The following is a 20722-nucleotide window of genomic DNA, read 5'->3' as shown; positions in this document are numbered from 1 at the left end:
GCCGGAGACTGCCTCGCATAAGGAAAAAAGGGCTTAAAAATTTAAGCCCTTTTGTTTTTGCCGAATACCTCTCTTAATGCTTCAGCGGCTTGAAGCGCAGACGGTGCGGGGCTGCTGCAGCTTCACCGAGACGCTTCTTCTTGTCGGCTTCGTACTCCTGGTAGTTTCCAGGGAAGAACACCACCTTGGAGTCACCCTCAAAAGCGAGGATATGGGTGGCAATACGGTCGAGGAACCAACGGTCATGGGACGTCACCATCGCGCAGCCCGGGAACTCAAGCAGTGCATCCTCAAGCGCGCGGAGCGTTTCAACGTCGAGGTCATTCGACGGCTCGTCAAGGAGCAGCACGTTGCCGCCTGCGAGCAGCGTCTTCGCGAGATGGAGACGGCCGCGCTCACCGCCGGAAAGATCACCGACGCGCTTCTGCTGATCCTGGCCCTTGAAGTTGAAGCGGCCGATGTATGAGCGGGCCGGCATTTCAAACTTGCCCACCTGAATGATGTCAAGACCATCGCTGATCGCTTCAAACACCGTCTTGTCATTCGGAAGCGAGCTGCGCATCTGATCAACAGCCGCGAGCTTCACGGTCGAACCGATCGTGATCTTGCCGGAATCCGGCTGCTGCTTGCCGGTAATCATGCGGAAGAGCGTCGACTTACCGGCGCCGTTCGGGCCGATCACGCCGACGATAGCGCCCTGAGGCACAACGAACGACAGATCATCAATCAGGAGCTTGTCGCCAAAGCCCTTGCTCACATGCTCAAACTCAATCACCGACTTGCCAAGGCGGTCAGCGACCGGAATGAAGATTTCATTCGTTTCATTCCGTTCCTGATACTCGTAGGAGGAGAGTTCCTCGAAGTGAGCCAGACGGGCCTTGCTCTTCGCCTGACGTCCCTTCGGATTCTGTCTCACCCACTCCAGTTCGTGAGCGATGGCCTTGCTGCGGGCCTCGTTCTGGCGCTTTTCCATTTCAAGACGCTTTTCCTTCTGATCAAGCCAGGAGGAATAGTTGCCCTTCCACGGAATGCCCTCGCCGCGGTCCAGCTCCAGAATCCACTCAGCCGCGTTGTCGAGGAAGTAACGGTCATGCGTCACAGCCACAACAGTGCCCGGGAAGCGGTGCAGATACTGCTCAAGCCACTCCACGCTTTCCGCGTCGAGATGGTTCGTCGGTTCGTCGAGAAGCAGCATCTCGGGCTGCGACAGCAGCAGGCGGCAGAGCGCCACACGGCGCTTTTCACCGCCAGACAGGTTTCCAATCTTGGCATCCCAGGGCGGAAGACGCAGAGCGTCAGCGGCGATTTCCATCTGCGTCTCAGCATTCGTGCCGGCAGCGGAAATGATGGCCTCAAGCTCAGCCTGTTCGGCGGCGAGCTTATCAAAGTCCGCATCCGGTTCAGCGTACTCGGCGTACACCTCCTCGAGGCGCTTCTGGGCATTGATCACATCACCCATGCCTTCTTCCACAGCCTGACGGACCGTGAATTCAGGATTGATCTGAGGTTCCTGGGGAAGGTAGCCGATCTTCAGCCCCTTCATCGGGACGGCTTCGCCCTCAATATCCTTATCGACGCCCGCCATGATCTTAAGCAGCGTCGACTTGCCGGCACCGTTCAGACCAAGGACACCGATCTTCGCACCCGGGAAGAATGAGAGGGAAATATCCTTAAGAATCTGCTTCTTAGGGGGGACGATCTTACCAACCCTGTTCAGGGAAAAGACATACTGAGGCATGTGTGGTGGCTATGGATAAATCTAATAAAAACAATATTGTAACCGTAAACCCGGCAGAACCGCCGGGAACGGGCGCTTTTTTCATGCGGATCTGTTACTTGCGTTTTCCAAAGTAACCGCGGATCCGCCAGAGCTTGCGGAGCTTCGTGCCCCGTTCAAAACGGGCAATGCGCTCCGGCCCCATGGCTTCGGGGTGAAACTCATTCCATTTTTTAAGGACACCGCTCATGTCGATATCCTCAAGGACTTTTCGCAGTCCTTTCGGAAGTCCGACTGTACAGACGCCTGCCTGAAAGTCGATCAGACCGGGTTTTCCGTTTGACAGAACAACCCAGTTGCCGGTTCCGCGCGCATCGAGATGCACAATCCCGGCCTGATGAATGCGGGTCATCAGGTCTTCCATTTCTTTCAGGAACTCAACCGTCATCGTCGACCTGGGCGACTTCGAGAGGGAAGTACCCGGAAGATACTGAATCGCGATAGCGGCAGCATCCAGCCGGAATCCTCGGCTGGGCACACCCTCGATACCCGCAAGCCGGCGTACAGCTCGAAGTTCGCGCCAGAAGAGTATGGGGGCAAGGATCTTCCTTACCCACCACGGGCGGGTGGAAAAATCCTTCACCGTCCACTCTTCACCGCGGTAGCGGAACCGATAGACACACGCGTTGGCCATGCGGCCCTCGCGCAGCAGCGTTCTGCTTCCCGACTCAAAATCCTCGCGGGTGAAAACCCGTCCGGATGAAGCCAGTCCCGGCATCAGACTGATCAGAGGCCGACCAGTCCGCTGCCATTGCCGCCCTGCGCGGGAGGCACCTGGAAGCCTTCGGAACCCGGGGTAACGATGCGGTGGGCCGCCTGTTCACGGAGATCCTCAAGCTTCTTCAGCGTATCCTCAACGCCCTGCTTGGCAGCCGCGCCGTAACCCTTCACGGCTTCGGCAAGTGTCTCAGCGGGGATCTCGAAGTTGATCGGAAGAGCGCCCATATGGGTCATGATCTGGGCTTCGCCGACAAAAATCATCTTGCGGGATTCGTCGCGGGTGCCGTCATCCTTCACCGGGGTCATCACGCGGATCGTGCCGATCTTTCTGTCCGAGACAATCTTTTCCTCAAACAGATTGCCGGCATCCATTTCCGTATTGAGACCATTCAGATCTGCCATCTTTGCTTCCTTATCGAATTCGAATAAATTGCATAAAAACATACGCCCCGGCTGACCAGGGCTGCAGCGGGCTTTATTATCCCACATACAGGGGCGGATTCCGCCCCCTTTTGCTGTCTCACCGATAGACGAGAACAGGAACAGAGGCTTCCGTGAGAACCTTCCGGGCCACACTGCCGAGGAGCACTGCCGAAAGACCGCTTCTGCCGTGGCTCGCGATCACAATGAGATCGCACTTCCGTTCATTGCAGAACTGCACAATGCCGTCAGCGGGATTCGAGCCATTGACGGCAACGGTCTCCGCCTTGATGCCCTCCGCGTCAACCGCTTTCCGGGCGCTTTCCAGTCTTTCCTCGGTTTCCGCTTTGACCCGATCCTTGTACTGCTCAAAGCTCTCAGGACGGTAGGCCGTCACGTTGGAGTAGGAATAGGGTTCCTCAACCGTCACGACGATCAATTCAGCCTTCAGCTGTCCGGCAAGCTGCGCCGCACCCCGAACGCCTTTCAGTGCGAGTTCCGAACCGTCCGTCGTCACCAGAATCTTATTGAACATAACCTTCCGTCCTTTTCTGCCATAGCCGGCAGTTACTCTTCCGAAGTCTCCGACCCCGCATGGTTCGCGCGGGCGGCAAACTCATTCAGTACCAGGGAGGCCAGCCTCAGACCAAACGACGCTGTAACGGTCATCACGGTACCCATGCCGGAACCCGGCGGGAGACGCGCGATGTCTTCCGCGGACAGCCGGCGGACGGGCTCCGTCGAATACACTGCCGGGATATTGAACCGCTGCGACTTGCCCTTGGGACTGCCCTGCGGGAAACCGTACTTCGCGCGGAGTTCACGACGCAGAGCGCCAATCAGCGGATCCGCCTTAACGGCCGCAATGTCTGCCACGTGAATCTTCCCCGGATCACAGCGTCCGGCGCCGCCGCCGCTTGTCAGAGTGAAGATGCCATTCTTGTGACCCCAGGCGATCAGAGCCGCTTTCGCCTTCAGCGTATCGATGGCATCAATCAGGGCATCTGAGGTTCCCAGCTGCGCATCCATGGTGTCAGGCTCAAGCACCTCTGTGATGACCTTCACTTCACAGTCTGGATTGATCAGCTTGACGCGCTCTCCCATCAGCTCAGCTTTCCAGCGGCCGTAGTTCCCCTGAATCGCGTGACACTGACGGTTCGTATTGCTCTCTTCACTCACGTCTCCGTCCACGAGCGTGAGTTTCCCGACGCCGGCACGGGCGAGCGATTCCACAGCCCATGAGCCGACACCACCCATGCCAACAATCGTCACATGGAGACGCGTGAAAGCCTGGGCGGCCGTAGGCCCATAAACGCGCTCGATCCCGCCGAAGCGCAGTTTATCTGTAGTTGTTCCCATAATTACCCTTTTCTTTGATGCGGATTCTATTTTTATGTGATGGAAGTATGACTGTAGCGCAAATCGTGTTTTTTGCGCTAAAGTGATACTAAAGCTTGAGCCTATGGTTTCTCGGGTCTCAAGCGGTTTCGTCCTATTTGATGCCGAGATTCGATCAATCAGCTCATCTATGACAGTAATTTTAAGGGGGTTTCGCTATGAAGATCCTGCTACCTATCGACGGCAGTGAATACAGCAAAAATGCCATTGATTTTGTCGCATCCCGGACTACGGTTTTGGGCAACAATCCGACGATTGAGCTGCTGAACATTCAGGTTCCGCTGCCTGCCCGCGCCAGCCGCCTCGTAGGACGCGAAGCGCTTGACCGCTACTACGAAGAGGAAGCCGACAAGGTTTTCACTTCTGCCCGCAAGGTTCTGAAGCGCGACAACATTACGGTGACCGAGGCCTATCGGATCGGCGCTCCGGATGAAATGATCGCCCAGGAAGCCGACAAGCTTCCCGCCGACCTGATCGTCATGGGTTCCCGCGGTCTTACCGCGCTGAAGGGACTCATCATGGGTTCCGTCACGACCGGTGTGCTCGCCCGCACGAAGTGCCCGGTGCTCCTGCTCCGCGGCAAGGAAGCGCCGCTCACGGACGCTCTCCGCGTCGGTATCGCTGTTGACGGTTCCAAGTACGGCATGGCTGCTGTCAATCACGTGCTGAAGGGAATCGACTTCTTCGGCAAGGGCGCTCAGTTCTATCTGATCAACGTTGTGAATGACTACGCCGGCGCTGTGATGCCTGATATGGCCGGCATGGCGCTCCCCGCCCTCTCCGAGAGCGAAGTGCTTGAGCTGCAGAAGAAGGAATTCGCAGAAACGGTCGATCCGCTTCGTCCGCTTTTCGAGAAGGCCGGCCTTAAGCCGACTGAAGTCTGCCTCGTCGGCAATCCGAGCGACGAAATCGCCGCCTTCGCGAAGAAGAACAAGCTTGATCTGATCGTAATGGGCTCCCACGGCTACACCCGCTTCAAGTCTGCCGTTATGGGCTCCACCGCGACTCATATCGCAGCTGAAGGCAATGTGCCGCTCCTCATCATCCGCGCCGCGGATGACGAGTCTGCTCCGAAAGCCTGATTCAGCCTGTGCAGATCCGCTTTTCTGCGGATCTGCCTCCTGAACAAAATGGCCGCCTTTTACAGGCGGCCATTTTTTATCCGAAACGCGTCACGCTCAGACTCAGAACGGAATGTCATCCCCATCGAACGAGGAATCAACATCCGGAGCAGACGGCTGCTGGGGCTTCGGCGCCGGAGCAGTCGGCGCGGCAGCGCGCGGCGCTCGCTGCGGGGACTCAAACTCGTCAGAAGCATCCGACGAACCGGCAGATCCGGTAGGACGGGCGCCAAGCTGCAGAGACTCACAGACGACTTCCGTCGAATAGCGTTCGATACCGTCCTTACCCGTGTACTTGCGGGTTCTCAGGCGGCCTTCAATATAAGCCTCGGACCCCTTGCGGAGATACTGCTGGGCAATTTCAGCCTGACGGCCAAAGACCACCACGTTGTGCCACTCCGTATCTTCTTTGCGGTTGCCGTCACGATCCTTGTAGCGGCGGGACGTTGCGAGCGCGAGGTGGCAGATTGCGGTGCCGCCTTCAGACGCGTAGCGGGTTTCGGGATCCCGACCCAGCCTGCCGAGAAGAATAACTTTATTTACAGAAGCCATAGCCTAGTTCGTCTCTTTAATTGAAATTGCGGAACTGAAAAAATTCCGCTCGCCGATGAAATGCTTCGAATCGCCCGGAAGACGATCCCTGATGAATGATTATAAGTGGTGATTTTTTTCTTCAGGACTTATTTTCCCGCAGGCTGCGTCAATCCCTGGCGGACCGGGCTTTCGCACTTCCGGATGCCGTCGGACGGGTTAAGCGCCGGGGATTTAGTTCTACAATGCAGGTCACATCTGATTAACTTTTTGATTTAACTCTCCCGGATAAGCTCCGTCAGAGAAAAAGCCTCCTCTCCTTATGCTTCAGAGATTCCCCCGGCTGACGGGAAAAAAGCGTCCTGTGAATCATCTTTCGGAAGAAACCCGGATCCAGATCCGTGAGTCTCAGAAACTCGGTGCTCTGGGACAGCTCGCCTTTGTGCTGCAGGCCCTGGTAATCGGTGCCATCTCTGGGTTCGTGATCGGTATCTTCAGAATGGCTTTCACCGTGCTGAATGGTCTCGGGACGAACTGGGTTGTGGAGGAATTTCAGAAGGGGGCGGAAGGATTCCTCTTCATCGCGGCCGCGCTTATCTTCTGCTGCCTGCTCTCGGGGTTCCTGCTGAAAATCGAACCTATGATCAGCGGAAGCGGCATCCCTCAGGTAGAGCTTGCCCAGATCGGGAAATTTCCGCCGATGAACTGGCTTCGTGTACTCATCACCAAGTTTGTCGGCACACTCACTGCTCTGGCGGCGGGACTCTCTGTGGGGCGTGAAGGCCCCTGTGTCCAGATGGGAGCCGCGGTCGGGGTCGGCGTCGGTACATTTTTCTACGGAAAACATGCTCAGACGATGCACCGCTATCTGACAGGCGGTGCCGTGTCCGGCATGACATCCGCTTTCTCATCCCCCATCGCCGGCATTCTGTTCGCCGTGGAAGACATGAAGGTGATTCTGGATCGGCGAATGCTTGCGTTCCTCGCGATCACCGCGATGAGTGCCTGGTTCATGGTGAAGCACATCCTGGGGCTTCCGCTGGTATTCCCTTTTGTCGGTCTTGAGCCTCTCGGCTTTCTCCAGCTCTGGGTGCTCCTGCCTGTCTGTATTCTCAGCGGCGTTCTCGGAACGGTGTACTGCTGGATTCTGGTCTCGATCACCTGCTTTGAAGACCGCCTCCCGTGGCCTTCCCGCTGGGTGAGGCTCGCCGTGCCGTTCGTGATGGTGGCACTGCTGCTCTTCTATCCAACCGTTCTGACGGGGTTCGGCCCCACGCCGACACAGATGGAGCAGCTCAGGCTTTCTATCGACTTTCTGCTTCTGCTCTTCCTTGTGAAAGCGTTCTTCTCCTGCTTCAGCTTTGCCTCCGGTATCGCCGGCGGCATTCTGATGCCGATTCTCACCGCAGGCGCAATCCTCGGCTGCCTCCTCTCCTCCATCGGGCAATCGGCCGGCATACTCCTCAGCTCACAGTCCGGCACCATTATGATTCTCTGCATGGCCTGCTTCTTTTCTGCTGTCGTCCGGTCGCCTCTGACTTCTGCCGCACTGCTGACCGAAATGACGGGAGACTGGACGCTGCTTCCCGTAACCCTTGTCGCCTCCATCGCCGGCAATCTGATTGCCCGCTATATGGGAGCTGACCCCGTGTACGAAAGCCTGAAGGCCCGAATTCTGAGACAGAGAGAACATGCGGCCCCGGCTGCGGCTGCCGAGGCGCACTGAATGATCAAGGGGGGACTGCCGTGGAGAAGATCATCATCAGGGGAGCGAAGACTCACAACCTGAAGAACGTGAACGCTGAGCTTCCCCGGAATCGGCTGGTCGTCATCACCGGTCCCTCGGGCTCCGGAAAAAGCTCGCTCGCTTTCGATACGCTTTATGCCGAGGGCCAGAGGCGTTACCTCGAAGGTCTCTCCCCCTACGCCCGTCAGTTTCTCAATATCCGCAATAAACCGGATGTCGACAGCATTGAGGGACTCTCTCCCGCGATCGCTATCGATCAGAAAAACCGCTCCGACAATCCCCGTTCCACGGTTGGCTCTTCCACCGAAATTCTCGATTACCTGCGGCTTCTCTACTCCCGGGTCGGAACGCCTTACTGCCCCGACCACCACCTGCCGCTGGAAGCGACACCGGTGTCCGTCATTGCGGAACGGCTTCTTGCCTGGCCTGAGGAAACACCGGTTATTCTTCTGTCCCCCATTCCGGCAGACCGCCGCGCGAATCCTAAGCAGCTCCTCGCGGATCTCGCGCGTCAGGGGTTCCTTCGGGTCAGAATCGGGAGTGACATTGTTGAAACCGAAGAGGCGTCGCCTGATGCGCTCGCGGATCTCAGTCTCCGAGCTGATATTGTGGTTGACCGGTTGAAACTGAGAAAGTCTTCCCGCGGGCGTCTGACAGAAAGTCTTGATCTCGCGTCAAGGCTTTCCGGAGGCCGTGTTTCAGCAATGAATCACAGAACCCGGGAAGAAACCGCGTTTTCAACCAATTTCAGCTGCCCGCTCTGTGACTTTTCTCTGAAAAAGCTCGAGCCCGGACTTTTCTCTCCTCAGACCGCCCGGGGCCGATGCCCAACCTGCGGCGGAACAGGAACAGTTCCCGCGGTTTCAATTGAAAGCATTATTCATCCTGAGCTTTCACTTCGGGCCGGCGCGATTCCAAATTGGGGAGAGAATTCGCCGAAGCATTTTGCTCTGCTCGAAGCGGCAGCAAACCGGGCGTCCGTGTCGCTTGATACCCCTTGGGAAGAGCTGTCAGGAAAAGACCGGCAATTCATGCTTCAGGGAGACCCTGACCAACCAGAATTCCCCGGCATCGAATCCCTGATCACCGAAGAAGCCGAGACTCTTTCGAAAGCGGACCGCGAGAAGCTTCTCGGCCCGCTCCTCAAGGAGAAAACGTGCCCCGACTGCAAGGGTGAAAAACTGAGCCGGGAAGCACGGAATGTGTTTCTTACGTCCGAAGGTAAACTCTTCAGCTATCCCTCGCTCCTCCGGATGCCGATTTCAGAACTCGAACCGCTGCTCGGATCGCTTGAGCTCGGGGAAACAGCACGGGCGGTCGCCGACCGGATTCTGCCCCCGATTCTTGATCGCCTTCGCTATCTCAACTCGGTCGGTCTCGCTTACCTCACACTCGACCGTCCGGTCACAACGCTTTCGGGCGGCGAATCGCAGCGCATCCGCCTCGCGTGCGAACTGAGCTCCGGTCTTTCAGGCGTTATGTATGTGCTCGATGAACCCTCCACAGGGCTTCATCCGGCTGATAACGAGAAGCTTCTCGACTCTCTGAAAAGGCTGCGTGACGCCGGAAACTCCGTGATTGTGGTTGAGCATGATGAGGACACGATCCGGAGCGCGGATTACCTGATCGACATGGGGCCGGGGTCCGGAGAATCCGGGGGCGAGGTCATCGCCTCCGGCTCTCTGAAAGAAATTCTGAAAGACCCGAAGTCGGTCACCGGAACTTACCTCAGTCACCCGGAAACCACGGTTCAGCGGAACCGCTCACGGCGGATCGGCAAAAAGCTCCTGATCAAAGGGGCCCGGGGACATAACCTGAAAAATGTCTCCGCCTCTATCCCGGTTGGCTGTCTCACTGTGGTGAGCGGAGTTTCGGGGTCCGGCAAGTCCTCTCTCATCAATGGCACGCTGTACCCCGCGCTCGCCGCGAAGCTCTACCGGGCTTCAGCCTCGCCGCTTCCGGTCGACGCGATCGAAGGACTGGAACACCTCGATAAAGTGATCTGCATTGATCAGCAGCCGCTTGGGCGCACATCCCGCTCAAACCCTGCCACCTACATGGGAATCTTCCAGGGTATCCGTGAAATCTTTGCCGGCACCGCTCTGGCGCTTGAACGGGGCTATGGGGCGGATCGTTTCAGCTTCAACGTCAAGGGCGGCCGGTGCGAAGCCTGTCAGGGCGAAGGCATTCTGAAGATCGGACTCCAGTTCCTGCCCGATATGCAGGTTCCATGCGACGTCTGCGGCGGCACACGGTATAACCAGGAAACGCTTGAAGTCCGCTATCAGGGGAAAAATATCGCGGAGATCCTCGACCTCAGTGTCGATCAGGCCATTCCGGTCTTCGCCAATCACCCGGCCATTCTGCGGAAACTGGAGGCGCTCGAGGCTGTGGGACTGGGATATATCCGCCTCGGCCAGTCCTCGCAGACCTTCTCGGGAGGCGAGGCTCAGCGAGTAAAAATCGCAGTTGAACTTGCCAAAACGGATACCGGCCGCACTCTCTATCTGCTGGATGAGCCGACTTCCGGGCTGCACTTCAGGGAGATTTCGCAGCTCATTGCCCTGCTCCAGAAAATCTGCGATGCCGGAAACACCGTTGTCGTGATTGAGCACGACATGAATGTGGTCGCGAGCGCTGACTGGGTGATCGATATGGGACCCGGAGGCGAGGACGGCGGACGGATACTCTGCGAAGGCACGCCGGAAGACATTGCCGCCTGCCCCGAAAGCGTAACAGGCCGGTTCCTGCAGAAAAAAATAGCCTGATCTTTGGCTTACTATAGGAAATCGTCTTCTGAGTCATATCATCGGCCCCTCTTTGCGGGTGCCGGAGTGATGCTGAATGAAACCCTTTTTACTGATTATCTTTGCCGCGCTCCTGGCTTCCGGATCTGTGCCAGCCTCGGCGGATGAGCCCCCGGCTCACGTCATTACACCGCCTGAGAGCACTGCTCCCGCTGAGAGGCCGCTTCGGGTCGGCCTTGTCCTCTCGGGCGGCGGAGCCCGGGGATTCGCACACATCGGCGTGCTGAAAGTCCTTGAGGAGGCCGGCGTCAAGGTGAGCGTCATCACCGCAACCTCAATGGGATCCATGGTAGGCGGCGCCTACGCGGAAGGCTACACACCGGAAGAGATGGCGAACATCGTCAAAAACGTCAACTGGACGCAGATGTTCGCGGCAAAACCAAATCGGGCTGACCTCAACTGGCGGAGAAAGGAAGATAAGGAACAGGGACTTTCTGACACCGAGCTCGGCATAGGCCCCAAAGGGTTTGCCCTTCCTTACGGCATCGTCACCACACAGGAACTGGATCTCTTCCTCGCGAAGACGAACGAACCGGCCTCCATGATCAACGACCTCGCCAAACTTCCGATCCCGTTCGCCGCTTTCGCGACCGATCTGGAAACCGGCAAGGCGGTTGAGCTGCAGAAAAACATTTCGCTTTCGCGAGCCATGCGCGCCTCGATGTCTATCCCTGGCGTTTACGCGCCGGCCGAGTGGCAGGGGAAGCTGCTTGTGGACGGCGGTCTCGTGCAGAATCTCCCCGTGGATGCGGCCCGCGCCATGGGCGCAGACATCATCATTGCCGTCAACGTCGGCACGCCGCTTTCCCCGAGAAAGGACCTTGGAAGCATTGCCGGCGTGATGGGTCAGATGCTGAATATTCTCACCGAGCAGAACGTCCAGAAAAGCCTGAAGGAACTGCGGAAAGAAGACATCCTGATCACTCCTGATCTTTCCAAATACACGTCAGGCGACTTCACCAAATCGGCGGAAATCATGAAGGTCGGCGAGGATGCCGCCCGGAAGATTTTTGATCAGCTGAAGAAACTTGGTGTCCCGCAGAAGGAATTCGCGGCCTGGAACGCCAAGCGCCACGAACTGATCGAGACGGATAAACCTCACCAGCTCGCCGACATCCGGGTTGACGGTCTTAAAACCGTGAACCCGAAGAGTGTTCTCGCGGAAATCAAGATCCGGCCGGGGGACACTGTTACCACTTCCCAGGTCGAGGCCGCGGATAAGAAGATCTGGCAGGATGACGATTTTCTCTCGGTCCCCTACCGGTTTGAACCGGGACCTGACGGGATGGAAGTGCTGGTCTTTGAGCCGCAGGAAAAAACCTGGGGCTACTCTTCATTCCGGTTCGGAGGCCGCGTTCAGACGAACTTCGATGACGACAACAATTTCCAGTTCATGCTGCAGCACACCCTGGGCTGGCTGAACAGCTGGGGCGGAGAACTGAGGACCGAAGCGCAGATCGGTGAAAAGGTGTCGTTCTCAATGCAACTCTATCAGCCGATCGGAACAGCGAGTCCCTTCTATCTGCTCCCCAGGATCTACGCGAATAAGGAGAGCTACGACCTCTATAACGGCGACAACCGTTCTTCTTCCTGGCAGAACAAAACCGCGGCCGCGTCTCTGGAACTTGGCTATGAAATCGGCCGTCTTGGAACTATCAGTGCCGGCACCGGCTACTTCACGCTGCGGAACACCCGTACGGTCGGAAATGACAAACTGCCGGTTCCCAATCAGAGCAGCCTCGGCTCCTTCATCAATCTCAGTCTGGATCGGCTGGATAACGTCAATTTCCCAACGAAGGGCTACAAGCTGGATGCCTCTGGCATGCACTTCTATCACGACATGGGAACGAGCCGCAGCCGGGACACGTTTGACGCATCCGGTACGGCGGTGAAGACATTCGGCCCCTGGACCGTCAATGCGTCTCTGAAAGGAGGCCGTTCGTCACTGGAAGGCGTCTTCAAACTGGGCGGTGCCTTCAATCTGTCGGGCTCAGGATACGGACGGTACTCCGGGGATCGGATGCAGTTCGGTCGCCTCATGGTGTACCGGAGCCTCAGCTCCAAGCTGATGCAGATCGGAGCGCCTGTCTGGGCGGGTGTCTCGCTTGAGGCCGGCAAGGTCTATAACAGCAGCGGAAGCCAGAATTCCGGCTGGAAGCAGGCTTACGGCCTCTTCCTAGGAGCTGATACCTGGATCGGCCCGATTTACCTCGTCGTCGGCAAGACATCAGGCGGATCAAAAGCGATCTACTTCGCCTGGGGTCATATCCAGTAAGCGCTTCAGCGCAGAGCGTCCCGGTTTCTGAACCGGGGCGCTTTTTTCTTTCCAGACAACAAAAAAACCACAGACCGTAAGGTCTGTGGTTTTCGGAAACCTGGTGGCGAGTCAGGGACTCGAACCCCGGACACAAGGATTATGATTCCTCTGCTCTAACCAGCTGAGCTAACCCGCCATGAGAAGACGAATTATGCGGTATTTTTTTTACTTTGTCAAGGAATTCAGAAAAAATTTCTCTTACTTCTGCCAGAAATGGTTGACCGGACCGTGTCCGCTTCCCACTGACAGGCGATCCGCAGCCTGAATAGCGCCGCGCAGATAATCGTGCGCATCTGAAAACGCCTCCCACGCCGAACACCTCTGAGGTAGCAGTGCCGCGATAGCGGAGGAAAGCGCGCATCCCGTGCCGTGCGTATTCTCTGTTTTCACCCGGCTTGATTCGTAGCGGCGGACTTCCTTTCCGTCAAAGACGAGATCCACCATACGGTCTCCCGAGAGATGACCGCCCTTCAGATAGACCGTTGGGCCGCATCCCGCAAGATTCCAGAGTCTGCGGGCCGTATTCTCCATGCCGCCTTCGTCCGCCGGGGTTTCATCCCCAAGCAGAATCGCGGCTTCAGGCAGGTTCGGCGTAAACACGGTGCAGAGCGGGAGAAGTTTCCGAATCAGGACGCCTACCGCTTCTGGCTCAAGAAGCGGTGTTCCGCTGGTAGAAGCCAGAATGGTATCCAGGACGACATGTTTCACGGGGTGATCCCGAAGGATTCCCGCTGCCGCCTCAATAACCTCGCAATTACCCAGCATGCCGATTTTCACCGCGTCAATCCGGATATCGGAAAGCACGGATTCCATCTGAGCCGAAACAAAGTCTCCGCTCATGATCCGGACCCCGCTTACGCCCCGCGTATTCTGAACAGTGAGCGCCGTCACCGCGCCGCAGGCATAGCCGCCAAGCGCGCTGATCGTCTTGATATCGGCAAGAAGACCCGCCCCTCCGGACGGATCCACGCCGGCAAGACTCAGAATGTTGGGAACGATCCGAGCGGCTGTTTCTTCCATATCTTGTCCAGAACCGTCATGGTGCGTTCAGTCGCTCCGGTATAGGAAGAGGCAAACCGAACCGCGTTTTCCGATTTTTCCTTAAGAGCTTCAGCGCTGCCAAGCAGTTTGGCCGCCCGTTCAAGTCCCTCCCGGAAATCCATCACCTGCACGGCCGCTTTTTCCTCTATCGCCCGGGCCGCCACTTCAGAGAAATTAAAGGTGCTCGGACCGACAATCACGGGCACGCCGCTCGAACAGGGCTCAATCAGATTCTGGCAGCCGTAGTTGAGGAAGCTTCCCCCCATCAGAGCGATATCAGAGAGCGCGCAGTAGAAGGACATCTCCCCCATAGAGTCACCGAGGAGAATGTCAGTGTCAGGTGCAATTTCATCCGGGGACGCAAGCTCTGAGCGGCTCTGGATCCGGTAATCCGAATTCAGGAAAAGCTGCCGGACAGAAGCAAATCGCTGAGGATGACGGGGCACCACGAGAAAGAGCGGATTCCCCTGAAAGAGCGCCTTTCCCCCCTTCTGAAGCGCCTCAAGAAAAAGGGCCTCTTCTCCCTCACGGGAACTCGCAAAAAGCACCACCGGGCGTCCGATCGCAGCCTTCCATTCCCGGGCCTTTTTCTGCTGACCGGCATCCGGCTGAATATCAAACTTGATACTGCCCACAACCTGAATCCGCTCCGCCCCGAGTTCTTTGAACCGGACGGCATCGGGCCTGGACTGAGCCAGAATCACGGCAAACTGTTTCACCGCTGGAATCATCAGTCTGGGGACGCGAAGCGCCTGATCAAGACTTTTCTGAGACTCACGGGCATTGGCGAGCACCATGGGAACTCCCCACTTTCTGGCCTCAGCCATCATGGTCGGCCAGATTTCTGTCTCCATGACAATTCCAATGGATGGCTTTGTTTCGCGGAAAAAAGATTCCATCGCTCCCGGAATGTCATAAGGGAGGTAGCACTGGGAGATACGGTCGGGAGCCAGCGCCACAATGCGTTTCCCCGCATCTCTTCCCGTCGGGGTCATATGCGTCAGGAGAAAATCCGCTTCCGGCCACCGCTTCAGGCACTCGGCAATCAGGGGCTTAGCGGCATTCGTTTCACCGACACTCACCGCATGAACCCAGACCCGGGGGCACCCCTTGGGCGGCGGATATTCAGAGAACCCGAACCTCTCACCCCAGAAATTCCGATAAGCAGGCTGGCGGCGGCTCCGGTAAAGGAGATACCCCATCGCGGCGGGCACCGCTGCCCGGGTGAGGAGCCGATAGCCCTTCATTCCAATCTTCACTTGAGAAATCCCCCGCACTGCTGCATGACGTCATCCACTGTCGGCATCTGTCCAGGGCCGCCAAGGTTCACATATTCGGCATCTCCGACAATCGGCACTTTTTCAAGCGATGTCTGAACGAAAATTCCGATCGTCGGACGGCCAAGCGCCGCTCCGAGGTGTGAAATCCCGGTGTCCACACCGACGACAATCGAGGCGTCCGCCAGCACAGAAGCAATATCGGCAAGCGGAAGTCGCGGGGCGACAATACATCCCGGCGCCTGTTTTGCGATCCGTTCAACCCGCTGCTTCTCCTCGTCATTTCCCCAGAACAGCACACTTGAAAGCCCATGCTCTGAAAGCTGCCGGGCTACTTCAATCCAGTTTTCCTCGGGCCAGAGTTTGCGCGCCTGGCTGGTATTCACAGCAAGCGCCGCGTATGCCCCGGGAAGCGGCATCGGATTCGGGCGGAAGGTCTTCAGTCCGAACCGGGGACGCCCCTCCGCTTTATAGCCAAGAGCAGCCGCCGCAAGAGCTCGGTACCGGTGCACCGCGCCCATCGTTTCCTCAAGCGGGAACCGCATCCCGGAGGAATAGAAGAGCGCTGCCGGCCACTCTCTCACACAGCCAAAAGAGAACCCAGCTGCTTTCGGGGCATGCGCCCAATGCGTTACCAGCCCCGTACGGGCGAGCCCCTGGAGGTCGATCACAATGTCGTAGCGGGCATCGCACAGCCGGCGCTTGACCGCACCGGCCTCATGCCAGGTTTCTGCTGCGGTCGGATGTTTCTGCCAGCGGCGGAATGCCGTCTGAATGATGTCGCCTACAAAAGGTGAGAGTCTCGGTATATCCCGGAAACTCTCCTCCGCCACCCAGTCGATCACAGCATCAGGAAAATGCTGCGCGATATCGAATGCGACCGGCAGAGCGTGGACGACATCCCCCATGGACGAGGACTTAATGATCAGAATCTTCATTGGTTCACGCTCCGGTTTCTCAGATACCAACTGCCATTATTCCGCGGAGAAAGGCAGCTTGATCGACGGATCGAGTTTCTTCAGAGCCGCGCCGAACACCTGCTCAATTCGCTTCAGAGCCTCAGGCGTATCGCCTTCCAGACGGATCACAAGCACAGGGGTCGTATTCGACGCGCGGGCGAGAGCAAAACCGTCCGGCCACTCAACGCGGAGACCATCAATCCGGATCTCGTCAGTGGCGTCATCAAAATGCACTTCCTTCTGGAGGCGCTCGACAAACTTCTTATTCTCGCCCTCAGCCATCGGCACCTGAAGCTCAGGCGTATTGACGGCCGTCGGAAGGCTGCTGAGGAGAGCCGTCGGATCATCCGTACGGGACAGAATCTCCACCATGCGGAGGCCGGCGTAGAGGCCGTCATCAAACCCCGGCCAGCGTCCGTCATTAAAGAAGATATGCCCGCTCATTTCGCCGGCGAACGGCGCATTGGTTTCCGCAAGCTTCGCCTTGACGAAAGAGTGGCCCGTGCAGCTGATGGTCGGGATGCCTCCATGGCTCTTCACCCAGTCAACCAGCTTTCTCGTGCACTTCACGTCATAGATAATCCGGCTGCCGGGCTTCTTCTCCAGGATATCCGCGGCGAAGAGCATCATCTGGCGGTCGGGATAAATAATCTCACCCTTGCGGCTCACCACCCCAAGGCGGTCGCCGTCACCGTCAAACGCCAGACCCACCTCCGCGTCAGACGACTTCAGCCTCTCAATCAGCTGCTCAAGATTCTTCGGCTTCGAAGGATCCGGATGATGATTGGGGAAGTGACCGTCCACTTCCGTGAAAAGACCTTCCACTTTGCAGCCCGCCGCGCGGTAAAGACGCATGGCAAGCGGTCCCGTCACGCCGTTACCGGAATCGAGCAGCACGCTCACCGGGCGCTCGAGATGAATATCACGGGTAACGGTTTCGAAGTACGGCGTTTCAGCGTCCTTCACTTCCACCTTGCCGGGCTTCGAAGCAATGCTCCACTCCTCAGACTCCACACGGCGGCGGATATCCTGAATCATGGGGCCGAAAAGCGTCTTCCCGCCCAGCATCAGCTTGAGGCCGTTGTCACGGCTGGGGTTATGGCTGCCCGTCACGGAGACACCCGAACCGGATCCGAAGTACTTCGTTGCAAAGTAGAGCACAGGAGTCGGCACCATGCCGATGTCATAAACATCAGCCCCTGCCGCCGCGATGCCCCGGATAAGCGCACCCTTCAGCTCAGGGCCGGAAAGCCGGCCGTCGCGTCCAACGCAGACCGGCCCCACACCGCTTTCCACCGCCATGGATCCGAGAACCCGTCCGATCTTTTCAACCACATCGGCGGTCAGATTCTCACCTGCCACTCCGCGAATGTCATACGCCTTAAAAATACTGGGATCGATCACCTGCATTGAAACCTTCTCCTGAAGTCACGTGTTCAGGCGAGAGTTTAGCGCCAAGGACAGACTCCCCGGCAAAAATGACCCCGCCCACACCTCAGCCTCTGATACGTAAAATCACGTATACCATACAAGCTGTCAGATTTCTTTTATTAGCGGAGGTTCCCTTGACAGAACTTCTTCACGATCGGCGGCTCCTCGTAGTCGGGGACGCCATGCTGGATCAATACTGGTTTGGCGATGCGAACCGCATTTCCCCTGAGGCCCCCGTGCCCGTCGTACGCATCACACGCCGCGAGGAACGTCTCGGCGGCGCCGCGAACGTTGCCCGTAACATCGCCGCCATGGGAGCCGGTGTTTCTCTCCTCACGGTGCTTGGAGACGATGAATCCGGAAAGCACCTCGAGGCGCTCCTGCATCACTCTTCGATCCGGCCGCTCCTCCACTTCGACCCGAAGCTGGAAACGACCGTGAAGCTGAGAATCGTCGCCCGGCAGCAGCAGATGCTGCGGGCTGACTTCGAGAGTATGCCGCAGGAGGAAGTTCTGCTTGCGCACCTGGACACTTTCCGTCGGGAAATCGCGTCGCATGACGCCGTAATTCTTTCCGATTACGGCAAGGGCGGTCTCTCGCATATCAAAAAGATGATTCAGATCGCGAGAGATGCCGGAAAAACCATTCTTATCGACCCGAAGGGCTCGGACTACGACCGCTACAAGGGGGCTTCCATCATCACCCCGAACCGCGCGGAACTCGCTGAAGTCACCGGGCACTGGAAGTCCGAGGAAGATCTCACGGAAAAGGCGCAGAACCTGCGTGAGCATCTGGAGCTTCAGGCCCTCCTTCTCACGAGGAGTGAGGAAGGCATGACGCTTTATACTTCTGAAGGCAAATTTTCGGTTCCCGCCGAGGCCCGCGAAGTGTACGACGTCTCGGGTGCAGGCGACACGGTTATTGCCGTTCTCGCCACCATGATCTCTGCCGGCATTCCCATCAAGAAGTGCGTTGAAATCGCGAACCGCGCAGGCGGCATCGTTGTGGGCAAGCTCGGCACGGCCACCGTTTCCTTCGAAGAACTGTTTCCTTCTGGAGTCATTGAATGAGCATTATCGTTACGGGCGCTGCCGGCTTCATCGGCTGCAACAACACCATTGCACTGAATAAGCGCGGATACACCGACATTCTCGCGGTCGACAATCTGACCAAGGCGGACAAGTTCCTGAACCTTTCTGAATGCCAGATCTCCGACTACATGGATAAGCACGACTTCATCGATCTCGTGCGTCAGGGGAAAATGCCCCGTCCGGAAGCGGTCTTCCATCAGGGCGCCTGCTCCGACACGATGGCGACCGACGGCCGCTACGTGATGGATAACAACTACCGCTACACGCTTGAGCTCTATCACTGGTGCCAGCGGGAAAAGGTGCCTTTCATTTACGCGTCTTCCGCTGCCACTTACGGCGCGAGCACCACGTTTGTTGAAGATGTGAAGTATGAAGGCCCGCTCAACTGCTACGGTTACTCGAAGTATCTGTTCGACCAGGTGCTGCGCCGGGATATGGCCCGCGGCGCTGTCGTCTCTCCGGTGACCGGCTTCCGCTACTTCAACGTCTACGGTCCGCATGAGCAGCATAAGGGCCGCATGGCTTCCGTCGCTTTCCACCAGTACTTCCAGTTCCGCAAGGAAGGCAAGGTGAAGCTGTTTGAGGGCTGCCTCGGGTATGGCAACGGCGAACAGCGCCGCGACTTTGTTTACGTCGGCGACGTCATTGACACGATCCTGGGTTTCTTCGATCACCCGGTGACCGGCATTTTCAACCTCGGCACGGGCCGATCCCAGCCGTTCAACGACATCTCGCTCACCGTGGTGAACACGCTGCTCGCGGAAGAGAAGAAGATCACGAAGCCGCTCACCCTCGAAGAAGCCGTGTCTCAGGGCTACATCGAATACATTCCGTTCCCCGAAGCGCTGAAAGGCAAGTATCAGGCCTTCACGCAGGCTGATCTGACCAACCTGCGCGGCGCGGGATGCAAGACGACCTTCAAGACTGTCGAGGAAGGCACCGCCCTCTACATGAAGGATCTTCTTGCCCGCTACCCGAACCCGTAATATGGATTCCCATATCAGAGCCGCGTTTCTTGATCGCGATGGCGTCATCAACATCGACAGCGGCTACGTCTGCCGCCGGGACGAATTCGTGTTCGTTCCCGGGGCAGTTGAAGCCTGCCGGATTCTCTCCCGCGCAGGCTTTAAGCTTTTTGTGGTGACCAATCAGTCCGGGATCGGACGCGGCTATTACACCGAAGAAGACTTTCTCAGGCTCACCTCCTGGATGCAGAACGAAATGGCGTCTGACGGTGCCCCGATCGAAAAGGTCTACTTCTGCCCGCATCACCCCGATGCCAAAATCGAGCGCTATCGCAGAGTCTGCCGCTGCCGCAAGCCGCAGCCCGGCATGATCCTTGACGCTATCGGGGAATTCGGGATCGATCCCGCCCGGAGCGTCATCTTCGGCGACAGCCCCCGGGACATGGAGGCCGGCGCGGCAGCCGGAGTCCGGGAGAGGATTCTTCTCGGCACCGATGGAAAAGCGATTCCTTCCGCCTCCGCTGACTCGACAGCCGTTTTCAATAATCTTCTGAGCGCGGTCACCAGTCCCTGGTTCCGCAGCTTCTGCACGGATATCTGACTCATGAGCGAACATCTCCCGATTCCTGACTTCACCCGCAAAATCGTCTCCTTCGAGGATCTGAGGGAACGCGCGTCAGAGCTTCCTCATCCGATCGTCATGACTAACGGCGTCTTCGACATTCTTCATCGCGGACACGTCACGTATCTCGCGCAGGCGGCCGCTCTGGGAAAAAGCCTTGTCGTCGCTGTGAATTCTGACGCCTCGGTCCGGATGCTTGGAAAGGGGGATGACCGCCCGATCAACACCGAACAGGACCGGGCCGCTGTCCTTGCCGCGCTGGAAAGCGTGTCGCTCGTCACGGTCTTCACGGACAAAGTGCCTCTGAAGGCAATTGAAGCCGTGCGCCCGGATATCTATGTCAAGGGCGGCGACTATCGGGTTGAGGATCTGCCCGAAGCGAAACTTGTCAGCACCTGGGGCGGAAAAGCGCTTACCATCAGTTTTGAGTATGAGCGCTCCACCACTTCGCTTCTTGAACGTGTCAGGAAGTCGGGCGGGCATTAATTCTTGAGGAAA

At 57.6% G+C, this 20722-nt stretch carries 18 protein-coding genes and 1 tRNA gene; 8 read left to right on the top strand and 11 right to left on the bottom strand.

Going from position 1 to position 20722, the window contains the following annotated elements; all coding sequences use genetic code 11:
* Nucleotides 1-73 precede the first annotated feature (73 nt).
* The 5 genes from ettA to M4NBBH2_RS04035 form a co-directional block, all read right to left on the bottom strand.
* On the bottom strand, nucleotides 74-1738 hold the full coding sequence (gene ettA / locus M4NBBH2_RS04055; protein WP_116269813.1) for an energy-dependent translational throttle protein EttA: 1665 nt from the start codon (nucleotides 1736-1738) through the stop codon (nucleotides 74-76).
* A 94-nt stretch (nucleotides 1739-1832) separates the two neighbouring features.
* Complete coding sequence (locus tag M4NBBH2_RS04050) at nucleotides 1833-2495, bottom strand: protein kinase family protein (protein WP_116269812.1); 663 nt, start codon at nucleotides 2493-2495, stop codon at nucleotides 1833-1835.
* 8 nt (nucleotides 2496-2503) lie between these two features.
* The gene (locus M4NBBH2_RS04045) at nucleotides 2504-2899 is read right to left on the bottom strand and encodes a hypothetical protein (RefSeq protein WP_116269811.1); all 396 of its coding nucleotides are present in this window, start codon (nucleotides 2897-2899) and stop codon (nucleotides 2504-2506) included.
* A 118-nt stretch (nucleotides 2900-3017) separates the two neighbouring features.
* On the bottom strand, nucleotides 3018-3452 hold the full coding sequence (locus M4NBBH2_RS04040) for a universal stress protein (RefSeq protein ID WP_116269810.1): 435 nt from the start codon (nucleotides 3450-3452) through the stop codon (nucleotides 3018-3020).
* A 32-nt stretch (nucleotides 3453-3484) separates the two neighbouring features.
* Nucleotides 3485-4276, bottom strand: a complete 792-nt coding sequence (locus tag M4NBBH2_RS04035) for a tRNA threonylcarbamoyladenosine dehydratase (protein WP_116269809.1) — start codon at nucleotides 4274-4276, stop codon at nucleotides 3485-3487.
* Between the two features lie 197 nt (nucleotides 4277-4473).
* Between M4NBBH2_RS04035 and M4NBBH2_RS04030 the strand changes: the two genes are divergently transcribed.
* The gene (locus M4NBBH2_RS04030; RefSeq protein WP_116269808.1) at nucleotides 4474-5397 is read left to right on the top strand and encodes a universal stress protein; all 924 of its coding nucleotides are present in this window, start codon (nucleotides 4474-4476) and stop codon (nucleotides 5395-5397) included.
* A 102-nt stretch (nucleotides 5398-5499) separates the two neighbouring features.
* On the opposite strand, the gene M4NBBH2_RS04025 is transcribed toward M4NBBH2_RS04030, so the two are convergent.
* The gene (locus tag M4NBBH2_RS04025; RefSeq protein WP_116269807.1) at nucleotides 5500-5988 is read right to left on the bottom strand and encodes a single-stranded DNA-binding protein; all 489 of its coding nucleotides are present in this window, start codon (nucleotides 5986-5988) and stop codon (nucleotides 5500-5502) included.
* Between the two features lie 343 nt (nucleotides 5989-6331).
* On the opposite strand from M4NBBH2_RS04025, the gene M4NBBH2_RS04020 reads away from it, so the two are divergent.
* The 3 genes from M4NBBH2_RS04020 (at nucleotide 6332) to M4NBBH2_RS04010 (ending at nucleotide 12796) form a co-directional block, all read left to right on the top strand.
* Complete coding sequence (locus M4NBBH2_RS04020) at nucleotides 6332-7693, top strand: chloride channel protein (protein WP_170135102.1); 1362 nt, start codon at nucleotides 6332-6334, stop codon at nucleotides 7691-7693.
* 20 nt (nucleotides 7694-7713) lie between these two features.
* A complete protein-coding gene (gene uvrA, locus M4NBBH2_RS04015) occupies nucleotides 7714-10482 on the top strand; it encodes an excinuclease ABC subunit UvrA (RefSeq protein WP_116269805.1) in 2769 nt (922 codons plus the stop codon).
* A gap of 76 nt (nucleotides 10483-10558) precedes the next feature.
* Nucleotides 10559-12796 (top strand): patatin-like phospholipase family protein, encoded by a 2238-nt coding sequence (locus M4NBBH2_RS04010; protein WP_116269804.1) that lies wholly within the window; start codon nucleotides 10559-10561, stop codon nucleotides 12794-12796.
* Between the two features lie 101 nt (nucleotides 12797-12897).
* Here the strand turns inward: M4NBBH2_RS04010 and M4NBBH2_RS04005 are convergent.
* From M4NBBH2_RS04005 to M4NBBH2_RS03985, 5 genes are all read right to left on the bottom strand, one after another.
* A tRNA-Met gene (locus M4NBBH2_RS04005) sits at nucleotides 12898-12974 on the bottom strand.
* A 62-nt stretch (nucleotides 12975-13036) separates the two neighbouring features.
* Nucleotides 13037-13858 (bottom strand): bifunctional hydroxymethylpyrimidine kinase/phosphomethylpyrimidine kinase, encoded by an 822-nt coding sequence (gene thiD / locus M4NBBH2_RS04000; RefSeq protein WP_116269803.1) that lies wholly within the window; start codon nucleotides 13856-13858, stop codon nucleotides 13037-13039.
* Nucleotides 13819-15138, bottom strand: a complete 1320-nt coding sequence (locus M4NBBH2_RS03995; protein ID WP_235005593.1) for a 3-deoxy-D-manno-octulosonic acid transferase — start codon at nucleotides 15136-15138, stop codon at nucleotides 13819-13821. The genes thiD and M4NBBH2_RS03995 overlap by 40 nt, the downstream gene beginning before the upstream one ends.
* A complete protein-coding gene (gene waaC, locus M4NBBH2_RS03990) occupies nucleotides 15135-16094 on the bottom strand; it encodes a lipopolysaccharide heptosyltransferase I (protein WP_116269801.1) in 960 nt (319 codons plus the stop codon). The genes M4NBBH2_RS03995 and waaC overlap by 4 nt, the downstream gene beginning before the upstream one ends.
* Before the next feature lie 36 nt (nucleotides 16095-16130).
* The gene (locus M4NBBH2_RS03985) at nucleotides 16131-17519 is read right to left on the bottom strand and encodes a phosphomannomutase/phosphoglucomutase (RefSeq protein ID WP_269148213.1); all 1389 of its coding nucleotides are present in this window, start codon (nucleotides 17517-17519) and stop codon (nucleotides 16131-16133) included.
* Between the two features lie 161 nt (nucleotides 17520-17680).
* Between M4NBBH2_RS03985 and rfaE1 the strand changes: the two genes are divergently transcribed.
* From rfaE1 to rfaE2, 4 genes are read left to right on the top strand one after another with little or no spacing between them, the layout of a single operon-like run.
* On the top strand, nucleotides 17681-18616 hold the full coding sequence (rfaE1, locus tag M4NBBH2_RS03980; RefSeq protein WP_268811371.1) for a D-glycero-beta-D-manno-heptose-7-phosphate kinase: 936 nt from the start codon (nucleotides 17681-17683) through the stop codon (nucleotides 18614-18616).
* Nucleotides 18613-19623 carry an ADP-glyceromanno-heptose 6-epimerase gene (rfaD, locus tag M4NBBH2_RS03975; RefSeq protein WP_116269798.1) on the top strand — a complete coding sequence of 337 codons (1011 nt, stop codon included), beginning with the start codon at nucleotides 18613-18615 and terminating at the stop codon, nucleotides 19621-19623. Before rfaE1 ends, rfaD begins: the two co-directional genes overlap by 4 nt.
* A gap of 1 nt (nucleotide 19624) precedes the next feature.
* Nucleotides 19625-20203, top strand: coding sequence for a D-glycero-beta-D-manno-heptose 1,7-bisphosphate 7-phosphatase (gmhB, locus tag M4NBBH2_RS03970; RefSeq protein WP_116269797.1), 579 nt, complete (start codon nucleotides 19625-19627; stop codon nucleotides 20201-20203).
* 3 nt (nucleotides 20204-20206) lie between these two features.
* The gene (gene rfaE2, locus M4NBBH2_RS03965; protein ID WP_116269796.1) at nucleotides 20207-20710 is read left to right on the top strand and encodes a D-glycero-beta-D-manno-heptose 1-phosphate adenylyltransferase; all 504 of its coding nucleotides are present in this window, start codon (nucleotides 20207-20209) and stop codon (nucleotides 20708-20710) included.
* The last annotated feature ends 12 nt before the right edge of the window (nucleotides 20711-20722 follow it).

This window comes from Mesosutterella multiformis, assembly GCF_003402575.1.
Taxonomy (GTDB): domain Bacteria; phylum Pseudomonadota; class Gammaproteobacteria; order Burkholderiales; family Burkholderiaceae_F; genus Mesosutterella; species Mesosutterella multiformis.
This window is presented reverse-complemented; position numbering and strand designations above follow the sequence as displayed.